Annotated in this window: 12 protein-coding genes; 9 read left to right on the top strand and 3 right to left on the bottom strand. The window is 40.2% G+C overall.

Going from position 1 to position 12769, the window contains the following annotated elements; all coding sequences use genetic code 11:
* Together HP456_RS12545 and HP456_RS12540 are read left to right on the top strand one after the other, a co-directional pair.
* Window positions 1-271: winged helix-turn-helix domain-containing protein (locus HP456_RS12545; protein ID WP_172251565.1), on the top strand; the 271-nt coding region annotated here is incomplete at its 5' end.
* Entirely contained in the window at window positions 268-1695 is a 1428-nt protein-coding gene (locus tag HP456_RS12540) for a HAMP domain-containing sensor histidine kinase (protein WP_246289006.1), read from the top strand. The genes HP456_RS12545 and HP456_RS12540, both read left to right, overlap by 4 nt.
* Window positions 1696-1700: 5 nt before the next feature.
* On the opposite strand, the gene HP456_RS12535 is transcribed toward HP456_RS12540, so the two are convergent.
* Window positions 1701-2210: an Hsp20/alpha crystallin family protein gene (locus HP456_RS12535; protein WP_172251563.1), complete on the bottom strand. Its 510-nt coding sequence runs from the start codon at window positions 2208-2210 to the stop codon at window positions 1701-1703.
* Between the two features lie 604 nt (window positions 2211-2814).
* On the opposite strand from HP456_RS12535, the gene HP456_RS12530 reads away from it, so the two are divergent.
* A complete protein-coding gene (locus HP456_RS12530) occupies window positions 2815-5664 on the top strand; it encodes a 2-oxoglutarate dehydrogenase E1 component (RefSeq protein ID WP_172251561.1) in 2850 nt (949 codons plus the stop codon).
* 19 nt (window positions 5665-5683) lie between these two features.
* Window positions 5684-6931, top strand: coding sequence for a 2-oxoglutarate dehydrogenase complex dihydrolipoyllysine-residue succinyltransferase (odhB, locus tag HP456_RS12525; protein ID WP_172251559.1), 1248 nt, complete (start codon window positions 5684-5686; stop codon window positions 6929-6931).
* Between the two features lie 383 nt (window positions 6932-7314).
* Here the strand turns inward: odhB and sda are convergent, their stop codons facing one another.
* The gene (sda, locus tag HP456_RS12520; protein WP_172251557.1) at window positions 7315-7449 is read right to left on the bottom strand and encodes a sporulation histidine kinase inhibitor Sda; all 135 of its coding nucleotides are present in this window, start codon (window positions 7447-7449) and stop codon (window positions 7315-7317) included.
* 342 nt (window positions 7450-7791) lie between these two features.
* On the opposite strand from sda, the gene HP456_RS12515 reads away from it, so the two are divergent.
* From HP456_RS12515 to HP456_RS12505, 3 genes are all read left to right on the top strand, one after another.
* Window positions 7792-9426 (top strand): AMP-binding protein, encoded by a 1635-nt coding sequence (locus HP456_RS12515; protein ID WP_172251567.1) that lies wholly within the window; start codon window positions 7792-7794, stop codon window positions 9424-9426.
* 140 nt (window positions 9427-9566) lie between these two features.
* Window positions 9567-10439 carry a gamma-glutamylcyclotransferase family protein gene (locus HP456_RS12510; protein WP_172251555.1) on the top strand — a complete coding sequence of 291 codons (873 nt, stop codon included), beginning with the start codon at window positions 9567-9569 and terminating at the stop codon, window positions 10437-10439.
* A gap of 153 nt (window positions 10440-10592) precedes the next feature.
* Complete coding sequence (locus tag HP456_RS12505) at window positions 10593-11219, top strand: DedA family protein (RefSeq protein WP_172251544.1); 627 nt, start codon at window positions 10593-10595, stop codon at window positions 11217-11219.
* A 37-nt stretch (window positions 11220-11256) separates the two neighbouring features.
* Here HP456_RS12505 and HP456_RS12500 read toward each other — a convergent pair whose 3' ends face one another.
* Window positions 11257-11589 carry a hypothetical protein gene (locus tag HP456_RS12500; protein WP_172251542.1) on the bottom strand — a complete coding sequence of 111 codons (333 nt, stop codon included), beginning with the start codon at window positions 11587-11589 and terminating at the stop codon, window positions 11257-11259.
* A 152-nt stretch (window positions 11590-11741) separates the two neighbouring features.
* Between HP456_RS12500 and HP456_RS12495 the strand changes: the two genes are divergently transcribed.
* Both HP456_RS12495 and HP456_RS12490 read left to right on the top strand, forming a co-directional pair.
* Complete coding sequence (locus HP456_RS12495) at window positions 11742-11948, top strand: DUF6501 family protein (RefSeq protein WP_172251540.1); 207 nt, start codon at window positions 11742-11744, stop codon at window positions 11946-11948.
* Between the two features lie 403 nt (window positions 11949-12351).
* Window positions 12352-12769: AAA family ATPase (locus tag HP456_RS12490; protein WP_172251538.1), on the top strand; the 418-nt coding region annotated here is incomplete at its 3' end.

Raw genomic sequence — 12769 nt, 5'->3', positions numbered from 1 at the left:
AGTTTATAAAGAATCAAGGCAGGTATATAAAGATGATCTAGAAATCGAAGTGACGAAAAGAGAGTACGATCTGCTTCTTGCTTTTATGGAGAATAAGAACATAGTACTAACACGGGAAGTACTATTGAATAGAGTATGGGGCTATGATTCAGAAGTGGAAACCAATGTGGTAGATGTATATGTCCGGTATCTGCGTAATAAACTGGACTCTCCTGATGAGGAGAGTATCATTCAGACGGTACGCGGAACTGGATATGTGATGAGATCATGAAGAGATGGAAGAGATGGATTAAACCATCATCTTTAAAGATCAAGTGGGCACTTGCAGCCGGGTCGGCGATTTTTCTGGCGTTCTTTCTGTTCAGTTTCTTTCAATACCATGCAATCGGTAAATGGATGATAGATGAAGAGGAGAATAACTTCAGCCGGGTTCTGGATGAGATAACTGTGTTCTTTAAACAGCGCGGCCATGATATTGAACTGAAAGATATTTATGACAGCAGAGATCTTATGAAGCAAATTGCAGAGAAGGATCAGACAATCAGAATCCTGGATCGTCAAGGTAATCAGGCATTGGAAATCAGAGGGGAATCTGAGCCTGCCTTCTATATCCCCTTTCAGCCTGTCAGTGATAAAACTGTCAAATTGATTGAATCCGATGGAAAGAAGATCCTCATTGGCCATTCTCCAATACTATCAAGGAAATTCAATGGATATATCGAAATTATCCAGCCACTCAATCGTTATGAAAAGATTATGAAAAACTTATTTTGGATGATGACGATAACCGGTTCTGCTGCGTTGTTGTTAAGTGCCTTACTGGGTTATTTAATGGCGAAAAATTTCATGCGGCCATTGAACAAATTATCAGAGGCGATGCGATCGATTGAACGGAACGGATTTCAGAGACGGGTGGAAAACACAAACGCTCACGATGAAATCAGTGAACTTTCTCAAATATTCAATAAAATGATGAGTGAGATTGAAAAGTCATTCAGACAACAGCAGCAGTTCGTCGAGGATGCTTCCCATGAATTAAGGACTCCCATTCAAGTATTGGAGGGACATCTTTCCTTATTAAATCGTTGGGGGAAAAAAGATCCGTCGATATTGGAAGAATCCCTGCATGTCTCTTTAGAAGAGCTTGACAGAGTAAAACGATTGGTCGGTGAACTCCTTGAATTATCAAGGGCGGACCGTGAACTGACAGATATTGAACATGCAAAAGTGGATATAAAAGCTTCATCAGATAAAGTCATCCGAGATTTTGCATTCCTTCACCAAGATTACATGTTTGAACTTAAAAACAAGGTGGAAGAGAATGCAGAAGCCTTTATATTGAAAAGACATCTTGAACAGGTTTTAGTCATATTATTAGACAATGCAGTCAAATATTCTGAACCTCATACAAGCATTGAAGTTCTGTTAACCGAAAATGATCTGCATGTCTTAATTGAAGTCAGGGATGAAGGGATTGGAATTCCCGAAGAAGATTTAACGAAGGTATTCGATCGCTTTTACAGGGTAGATAAAGCAAGGAGCAGGGAGAAAGGGGGATACGGATTAGGCCTGGCCATTGCTTCCAAATTAATTTATAACTACGGTGGAACAATCGAAGCGAAAAAGAATCAGCCTGCAGGGACAATCATATATGTCTCGTTAAAAAAGGCAATAGATAGAAATGAAGAAATGTAGACGTCTCAGTATTTATCCGAGACGTCTATTTCTGTGTATTGCATATCTATGCTTTTAGGTATCTTTAGTTCTAGGATACCTTCTCTGAATTGTGCGACCGCTCCTTTCTTTTTTACCAGTGAGGGGAGTGTAAGGACTTGCCGGTCACCGGGTTCAGGGATGTTTTCAATGATTGCCTGATTCGAAGTGTGAAATATTTTCATTTGTTTCATCCACTCTTCATCAGGAATTTTCATCCGGATATATACATCCTCAAATGTTTCAAAGATATTGACAGGAACTGAATGGGAGGAAGCTGATGGTTGAGGTCCCTTTTGATTTGTTTCCTCACTCATTGGATGAATAAAAGGCTGATTTCCCTTCATTGATTCAGCAGGGTTCATCATACTGCTCCATCCACCGGGAAACATCTTCTTCATCATCTCCTGTACATACGAATCAACTTCCTTCGGATTCATCTGATTCATTTGTTCTTTCATGTCTTTGTTGAATGGGAATAGGCTCCAAGGGAACATAAACAACACCTTTCTTTACAACACTCTGAGCGGCCTGCCAGCTGAGGGTAGTCAAAAATCAGAATTTAACATTCCATATGATGTAATATTCTATGCACAGATGGGCGAATAGTTCATGTTCCGGAAGTTAATCTTTTATTAGAAGGGGGGAAAAGAACTGTACCTTGGCTTTATGGATTACTTTTAATATACGATTCTTACAATCCATAAAATTTCACTAAAATGAGAAAAAGTATTTGGTTTTTTTTAGTAAGAGTAGTAAGATGGTTTATGAAAAAAGTTACCTTACTATGCATCCACAAGAAGGTGAGTAAGAAAGCGCTTAATAAAAAGTTATTTCAGAATAATCGTTTTTAAATGAAGTTTTTTCACAATTTATTATGGGAATATAAGTTAAAAGGACAGTGAGCAGAGTAAAATCCAAAATTTTGAGAAATTTGTCATAAAGACTTTATCTTACTACTGCACAGTGATAAAATATCCTTGTAAGCGTTTTAGTGTTTTGTAAATTATTATTCTTACATAACAATTAATGAATCTTGAAATGTAAGGATACCTGATACCCAAATTATACTAACTGGCAAATAGTTGGAGGTTTTTCACAATGAAAAAGCAATCGACAAACCAAGGCGAGCCATGGCATTCCTTTTACGGACCAAATCTAGGCTATGTGATGGAGGTTTATGAACAATTCCTTGACGACCCGTCTGAAGTAGACCCTGAATTAAGGGAGTTATTTGAACAATGGGGGCCTCCTGCTGCTGAAGATGCTGCAGTAATGGCAAACGCACAGAAAGCAGATGCTTCATTTACGCTGCCTGCTCAGCCTACGGCATTGAGTAAGATGGTAGCGGCTGTCAAACTGGCGGATAACATTCGTACATATGGACATTTAGCTGCAGATATCAACCCGCTTAATGACCGGAATAAAGATACTAGAAGAATCGAGTTATCCGAATTCGACTTAACAGAAGAAGATTTGAAGAGTATTCCCGTTGACTTTCTCTGCCCGGATGCCCCATCTCATATTCAAGATGGTCTGCAGGCAGTCAAGCATTTAAAGGAAGTTTATACACAAAAGCTTGCCTTTGAATATGCACATGTGCATGAGTTGGAGGAGAAGAATTGGCTAAGGGAAAAAATTGAATCGGGTTCTTATTTCTCCCCGCTTTCAAAGGATCAGAAAACCTCCTTGTTAAAGCGTCTGGCTGAAGTTGACGGTTTTGAAAAGTATGTTCACCGCACATTTGTAGGTCAAAAACGATTTTCAATCGAAGGCTTGGATACGATGGTGCCGCTTTTGGATGAATTAATCCGTTATTCCGTTGAATCCGGGGCGAAAACAGTAAATATCGGAATGGCTCATCGCGGTCGATTGAATGTACTGGCGCATGTGATAGGTAAACCATATGAAATGATCTTTGCTGAATTCCAACATGCACCAAGCAAGGATTTAATTCCTTCAGAAGGCTCGATTGGAATCACTTTCGGCTGGACGGGGGATGTGAAATACCACCTCGGAGCAGACAGAGAGATTTCTCCGCAGGCATTACCTACTGCAAGAGCACGCGTTACACTTGCAAACAACCCGAGCCACCTGGAAGTTGTAAGTCCGATAGTTGCAGGATATACGCGTGCCGCTCAGGAGAATCGCGAAGAGAATGGATACCCAGAGCAATCAGTTGAAACTTCTTATGCAGTGATGATTCATGGTGATGCTGCTTTCCCTGGTCAGGGAGTTGTGGCTGAGACACTGAATATGAGTCGATTGAGAGGTTACCATACCGGCGGTTCCATTCACCTGATTGCAAATAATATGATTGGTTTCACGACTGAAAGCCGTGACTCACGTTCAACGAAATATGCTTCTGATACAGCAAAAGGCTTTGAAGTACCTATTGTACATGTAAATGCCGATGATCCGGAAGCCTGTCTGGCGGCTGCCGTACTAGCCTATGAATATCGTAAAACGTTCGGTAAAGATTTTGTCATCGACTTGATCGGTTATCGCAGATTCGGTCATAACGAAATGGATGAGCCTATGGTGACGAATCCGCAAATGTATTCAATCATCCAGAATCATCCAAATGTCAAAAATCTTTATGCAGAGAAATTGATTTCCCAGGGCATCGTCTCTCAGAGCGATATCGATAAGATGGACGCTGAAATTGAAAAAGTACTGAAGGCTGCATATGAAAAGGTGCCGGCAAAGGATGAAGATCCGGATACGGTGCTGGCTCCTCCAGAAGATGTTGCTAACGGGCTGCCAGAACTGGGCACATCTGTTGAATTCAAAAAACTTCAGCAAATAAATGAAGAATTACTGAAATGGCCGGAAGGATTCAATGTATTCAAGAAGCTTGAAAAAATCCTTAAGAGACGCAGTCAAGTATTTGAAGGAAAAGGGAAAATCGATTGGGCACATGCGGAAACACTTGCATTTGCATCGATTTTAAAAGATGGAACGCCAATCCGGTTAACCGGTCAGGATTCAGAGCGCGGGACGTTTGCTCAGCGCCACCTGGTTCTTCATGACGAAAAGTCCGGTGATGAATACATTCCATTGCACAATATCCAGGACAGCAATGCTTCATTCGTGGTTCTTAATAGTCCGCTGACTGAAACAGCAGTCGTGGGATATGAATATGGTTACAACGTTTTTGCCCCTGAAACACTGGTTCTCTGGGAAGCGCAATTCGGTGATTTCTCTAATATGGCACAGGTGATGTTCGATCAGTTTATTTCTGCAGGACGCGCTAAATGGGGACAAAAATCAGGCCTCGTCATGCTGCTTCCTCACGGGTATGAAGGTCAGGGGCCGGAACATTCGAGCGCACGTCTTGAGAGGTTCCTGCAATTAGGCGGGGAATATAACTGGACAGTGGCAAATTGTTCCACTGCGGGTCAATATTTTCACATTTTGAGACGTCAAGCGGCAATCCTCCAAAAGGAAGAAGTCCGACCTCTCGTCATCATGACTCCTAAGAGCCTGCTAAGAAATCAATTTGCAGCTGTAACCGCAGAAGACCTGGCAGAAGGCGAATTCCACTCCGTATTAGAACAAAAAGGATTGGGAGGAAACCTTGAAGCAGTTGAACGCATAGTAATCGGCAGCGGAAAGATAGCAATTGATCTGGAAGAAAAGCTTCAGGGCATGGATGAGACAGATTGGCTTCATATCCTTCGCCTGGAAGAAATTTATCCATTCCCTAAGAATGATTTTGCAGGCATTCTTGAAAGATATCCAAATCTTAAAGAGCTTGTATGGATTCAGGAAGAACCTAAGAATATGGGAGCCTGGACATTCGTTGAACCGCGTCTTCGCGATCTCGCAGCTGATGGTGTGGAAGTTCAATATGTTGGACGCCGCAGACGTTCAAGTCCTTCAGAAGGTGAACCAACCGTACACAAAAAAGAACAAGCAAGAATCATTAACGAAGCGTTAACTCGATAAGAAAGAGGAGGACATCACAGTGGCAGAAATCAAAGTTCCAGAATTGGCAGAATCAATTACAGAAGGTACGATTGCTCAATGGCTGAAGCAACCGGGAGATTATGTTGAAAAAGGCGAATACATTGTAGAACTTGAAACAGATAAAGTAAATGTTGAAGTAATTTCTGAAGAGGCAGGCACCATTCAAGAGCTCAAAGCTGACGAGGGAGATACTGTAGAAGTAGGACAAATAATTGCCATTGTTGGAGCAGGCGGGGAAGCCTCTGCACCTGCTGAGCCGAAAGAAGAACAACAGGAAGCACCTAAGCAAGGGGAGAAGGCAGAAGAAAAAGCACCTCAAGAAGAAACCCCTGCTGCTAAAGAAGACAAAAAGAACCGTCCGATTGCGTCACCGGCTGCACGCAAGCTTGCCCGTGAAAAAGGAATCGATCTATCACAAGTTCCTACCGATCCACTTGGGCGTGTTCGCAAACAGGATATTGAAGCATATGATAATAAACCGGCTTCATCTCCATCCAAGCCTGCATCAGAAGCAAAAAAAGCGCCAGCTAAGAAAGATGACGGCAAGCCGGTTGAACGTGAAAAAATGTCCCGCCGCAGACAAACAATCGCTAAGCGTCTTGTGGAAGTTCAGCAGACAGCTGCAATGTTGACGACGTTCAACGAGATTGACATGACGGCAGTTATGGAATTACGTAAGCGTAAAAAGGATAAATTCTTCGAAGATCACGATGTGCGACTAGGATTTATGAGTTTCTTCACGAAAGCAGTAGTAGCTGCACTAAAGAAATATCCTTATGTAAATGCTGAAATTGACGGTGATGAAGTCGTACTTAAGAAATATTATGATGTTGGTGTAGCTGTTTCCACTGAAGATGGTTTAGTGGTACCGGTTGTAAGAAACTGTGATCGCAAAAACTTCGCCGAGATTGAAGGGGAAATCATGGAGCTTGCAACCAAAGCAAGAAATAACAAGCTTTCACTAGCAGACTTGCAAGGTGGATCATTCACTATTACCAATGGCGGCGTTTTCGGTTCTTTACTTTCAACGCCGATATTAAACGGCCCACAGGTCGGAATTCTCGGAATGCATACCATTCAACTACGCCCTGTAGCGATTGATAAAGAAAACATGGAAAATCGTCCAATGATGTATATTGCTCTGTCTTACGACCATAGAATCATTGACGGGAAAGAAGCTGTTGGTTTCCTATCCATGATTAAAAACTTATTGGAAAATCCTGAAGATTTGCTTTTAGAAGGTTAATCTCTTAGTTTGAAGATGATAGATGAATGTTTTGGCTGATACATTAATATTGTATCAGCTTTTTTTACGTGTTTGTTTCACTCAAATTCATACTCCGCATAAATTGTGGTAAGATGAAACGATTTTTCCTCTGGGAAAGATTGGGGCTGAAGGGGAGTAGTCAACATGAAATATCTTCATTTCAAAAAAATATTGTTGTATACGTACATTTTCCACAAAATCGGACTGTTGGACCTCGAACAAAAAGCGCAAATAGAAACTCATTGCAGTCAAAAGAAAACCTGATTTGAATTGAAAAAGACAGACTCCAAATCAGAGTCTGTCACCTGCTCATTTCTCAGGGGGTGAGAATGATTTCATTTCATTTTCTCTATCATTTCATGTCATGATTTCCTAAAAGGTTTTAACCCGCGGTTACGGATTTCTTTTCTTAATAATTGAATCCAGTCTTGATCATTCCCTTGTTTCTCAGCATCACGATAAGCTGCAACCAACTGTTCATTACTTAAGATTTTCATGACCAACCTCCTAGGAATGTTTAAAATATAGAATTTTCTATATTTTCTCTTATTTTACATAGAAACCCCGGGTTTGAAAAGTCTTTTTGTTCATTTCCTTCTAAAGTAGGAATTTAGCTTTTTTTGTAGAGAATGGTTTAATAAGGTATGAATTTGTCTAAACATAATTGTTTTGAGAAATGGGACAAGGGAATAGAAAGTGTATGGAAAGAAACAGTTGGAAAATTTTTTATCATTATTAGTTTGAAAATTAAAACTTTTGTGATAATATACACGCATAGAACATTAATAATACTTTAGAAGTTCATCATTCAGACAAAGGGGGATATTGGTTTGACTGACATTTTACAGATTACCATTGGGGATTTACTTGAAGAAAAAGCTCGCTTACAGCCAGATCATGAGGCTGTTGTCTATACTGACAGGGCATTGAGATGGACTTATGAAGAGTTGAATCTCAAATGCAGGCAGGCAGCCAAGGGGTTTATGAAATTAGGTATCGAGAAGGGAGAACATGTTGCAATCTGGGCATCCAATACCCCTGAATGGATACTGAGTCAGTTCTCGACAGGGAAGATGGGAGCCGTACTGGTGACAGTAAATACAAATTATCGTACTGCTGAACTCGAATATCTGCTCAGGCAGTCGGATAGTACAACGATCATCCTGATGGAAGAATTCCGGGGTGCATCTTATATCGATATGCTCTATGAAATCTGCCCGGAACTCAGTGATTCAGAGCCTGGTAATTTACATAGTAAAAAGCTGCCAAAGTTAAAGAATGTCATCGTAATGGGGAATAGGAAATACCCTGGTACTTTTAATTGGGATGAAATCATGGAACTTGGCAGAGAAGTCGAAGAAGCAGAATTGGATACAAGACTAAAGAGTCTCTCACCTTTCGATGTTATCAATATGCAATACACTTCAGGTACAACCGGTTTCCCAAAAGGAGTGATGCTCACGCACTCGAACATAGTAAATAATGCTTTCAATGTTGCACGATGCATGAGACTGACCAACGAGGACAGACTGTGTATCCCTGTCCCGTTCTTTCATTGTTTCGGCTGTGTGATGGGTACACTGGCATGTGTGTCAGTAGGAGCCGTGATGGTGCCGATACAAGAGTTTAAACCTGAACTGGTGCTGAAAACCGTCCAAGATGAAAAATGTACAGCATTACATGGTGTTCCGACTATGTTCATTGGGGAATTGAATTTACCCGAGTTCGAAAACTATGACTTGGAAAGTTTGCGTACGGGAATCATGGCAGGAAGCAACTGCCCGATTGAGGTAATGAAAGATGTCATGGATAAAATGGGGGCTGAGGAAATCACCATCGCTTATGGCCAGACTGAATCCTCTCCTGTTATTACACAAACACGTACTCATGACCCCCTTGAGTTAAAAGTCGAATCGGTCGGAAGAGCACTGCCTGATGTAGAAGTGAAAATCGTAGAGCCGGGAACCGGCAAGGAAGTTCCGATTGGCACGCAAGGAGAACTTTGTACGCGTGGGTACCATGTGATGAAAGGGTATTACAAGAATGAAGAAGCAACCGAAGCGGCAATTGATGACAAGAAGTGGCTTCACACAGGTGACCTGGCAGTAATGGATGACCATGGTTATTGCAGGATCACAGGAAGATTAAAAGACATGATCATTAGAGGTGGTGAAAATATCTATCCAAGGGAAATCGAGGAGTTTCTCTACTCTCATCCTAAAATACTTGATGTTCAGGTAATTGGAATCCCGGATGAAACTTTCGGTGAAGAAGTCATGGCATGGATCATACTTAAAGATGGCCAAACCGCTGCATGTGATGAAATCAAAGAATACTGCAGAGGTAAAATCTCACGCCATAAAATCCCGAGGTATATTGAATTTACGGATTCCTATCCGATGACAGCCTCAGGCAAGATCCAAAAGTTCAGACTAAAAGAACAAGCCCAACAAGCGATCATGCCAAATAGTTGATTCTTTTTGTAAGCGCATACTTAAAAACAGTCCATATAAATTGGACTGTTTTTTTAGATCATCAAAGTTCATTTAACTGAAAAATCAAAATGAATTTGCTAAAATAGACCTGATTCACAAAACGATTGAGGAGAGATAAAGTGAACGTATTTGTTTATGGCACATTAAGAAGACATGAAGAAAATCATTCCCTATTAAATGAAGCTGAACTGCTTTATGAGCAGGCTTGGACGGATGGAACGCTCTATGACACCGATAAAGGCTATCCCGCAATGAAAGAAGGGGAAGGGAGAGTCTACGGCGAAGTATATAAAGTAAATGATGCCCTTCTTCTCAAACTCGATGAAATCGAGGGTTTCATCGAAGGAAGGGAAGAAAACCTCTATAATCGCCAACTCCAAAAAGTAAATACAGATCAGGGATCAGTCGAAGCATTTGTATACTTTGGTCTAGGGGAAAAAATGTTCCAATATGAAATATCATCAGGTGACTGGAAAGTACATCAATTCATTAAAGAAAAGCCGGAAAGAATCCTATATTTTGCTTATGGTTCTTGTATGGACGATGCCCGCTTTAAACTGGCAGAAGTAGATCATCATTTTAAAGAATGTCTTGGTGCAGGCACCTTGCAAAGGTACTCTATGAAGTATCTATTTAAAGTGGATGACGGCGGACGCGGGGATATCATTGAAGATGGCGGCACAATGGAAGGCGTTGTATATGATGTACCACAGGAAGCGGTAAAGTACTTGTTTGCAAGAGAGGGAGTCGCCCCGGGCTGGTACAGGGCAGCCTTTGTAGATGTCTCAATCGGGGGAAAAGTTTATAATGATGTGCTTACCTTTATAGTAAAGACCAAGTTTGATGAAGTCTTGCCCCCAGAGCATTATGCACGGGAAATCTTAAGAGGGAGCCTTCCCCATGTAAGTGAAGCTTACCATTCGAGACTGCAGCAGCAGCTGATCGATCTGGGTATGGTGGAAGAACAAGTGAAAAGTCTATTAAAGAATTAAATTCATCATATTATAATAAAAAGGATAAATGCACGTCGATCGGATGCACGGAACTCTTGATTCACAGTGCCAGGCAGGGTTACTTAAGATTATACAAGGTAAAGAATAAACGTATGTTCATACCAGTATCTTCTTGTTGAAATGGGGTGTTTTATGGAGAATTTACTTCATTTAGTCGATCAATATGGTTATATAGCAATGTTTTTTTTTAGCTGGATTGTATTTTTAGGCCTGCCGGTTCCAAATGAAATGGCAGCCGCGTTTGCCGGATATCTCTCTGAATGGAGACATTTTGATCCTTACACCTCGTTCTTATTTATGTACCTCGGGTTATTAAGTTATGGTGTTTTTGGATTTCTTATTGGGAACCGCTTTGGAACAGGATTGTTGATCCGGTTGCTAAAAGGAAAGCGGTCTGCTGTTCTTATAAGGAAGAGTGAAATCTGGATCAATAAATATGGTTTGTTTGCAATTTCCATCAGCTACTTTATCCCGGGTGTCCGCCTGGCGATGCCATATATAGCGGGAACAAGCAAGGGAATCAGCTTGTTCAGGTTTCTGTTGTATGCCGTACCTTCTGCAGGCATTTGGGCTCTTCTATACTTCCAGATAGGGAGGTATTTTCCAAAAAGCTTTCAATCGATCGTGGAAGAAATCAGTTCGAAAGCAGGAATTGCAGCTATTTTAATCGTTTCGGCAATATGCATATATTTGATGTTTCAATGGCTTCAAAATAAATATCCTTCCCTTAGAAAGAAAAAGATAAGATATAGAAAATAAATAACCGATTTAACATGGTCGTTAAATCGGTTGAACTTTACTTGGATATACCATCATTTATAATAGCAAAATATTTTCCGCAAACTCCAATTGCTTTAATGACAGTCTTGTCACCGTTTTTATCCTCATAAACCTTTCCTATTGTATTAAACAACAAATATTCATTCTTTATGTTAGATCCGGTTTCGATCAGTGTGTGAACAGATTTTTCATCGGCTTTTTTTGTGCAGGATAGCTTCTCTTTACAGTCAATTTTGTATTTTTCCTGTATCCATGTATAAAACTGTTCTTCACTTGGTCGATGAGTGACCATATAAATGGCCAGGAAAATCAGACAACTAACGAAAACCCTCAGGATACCTTTTCTCATAACGAAACGCCCTTCACATCATATTCTCCTATAATATACCATATTAAACTTAAGAATGGCAGGGGTAAAAGAGAGAATAATAAAGTTTGCAGTTGAACAAATGACCTCGGAAGAATATACTAATTACATACAATTGTACTAGGAGGATTCAGATGATACATCATACTTGGACAGAAAATAAAGCAGTAAAGTTAGTTAAATGTGTACATACCGATGCCAAAAAATATACGGTGGCCAACGTGCTTGAAATAGGGAAAGAATACGAAGTGAAAAATGAGTCTGAAGACTATTACTTTGTTATTGATGAGAGTGGAAAAATGGGAGGATTCTATAAAGAATATTTCGAAGAAATGAAATAAGGGTTTCACACGGCTGGTTTCTTCTTTTGAGTTGAAATCAGCTTTTTGAGCATAAAGGGTATGCACATACATCTAAGTTTACCCGCTTCGATTAAACTGTATAAACTAAACCAACAAACATCCGTTAAGGGTGTTTTTTAATGAGAAAATTCGATGAAAAAACTGTAAACTGTCAATTTATTTTTCAATAGAACTTTTTAAGAAGATGTCTGTCAAAGAAGTTTTTTATTATTACAGGTTCCAGGAATTAATTGAAGTGCATGACAAAACCTTTTGTGGAAAGCGATTTTTTGTACGTAAATCCAAAACGGAATAAAAGTGTCCATTCAAACTCTTTTTTTGCAGTGAAAGCGCTCTTACATGTATGATGTGTCTAGTAGACGAATTGGAAAGGATGTCATGGATGAATTACGAAACCGCATTACCGGAAACGGTTATTCATATAATTAACCAAAGAAAAGATCTTTTCAGCCATACTCAATATGGTTATTTAATAGGGGAGGGAGGATACTCCTCAAAAGAACACCATATAATTGAAGACAGTATCATATCATTATCAATCGGGAAAAACGTTCTTCTGAAAGGACCGACCGGTTCAGGTAAAACAAAATTATCTGAGACATTGTCTTCTATCTTCACCCAGCCCATGCACAGTATTAACTGTTCCGTCGACCTTGATGCAGAAGCATTGCTGGGATATAAGACGATCGCTGATAAAGACGGCAAAAGTTCCATTGAATTTATTGAAGGACCTGTTATTCAGGCAATGAAAAAAGGACACCTCTTATATATCGATGAAATCAACATGGCAAAGCCTGAAA

The organism is Bacillus haikouensis (assembly GCF_013179555.1).
Classification (GTDB): domain Bacteria; phylum Bacillota; class Bacilli; order Bacillales; family Bacillaceae_B; genus Rossellomorea; species Rossellomorea haikouensis_A.
The sequence above is the reverse complement of the archived record's forward strand: the minus strand, read 5'-3'. Positions and strand labels throughout refer to the sequence as shown.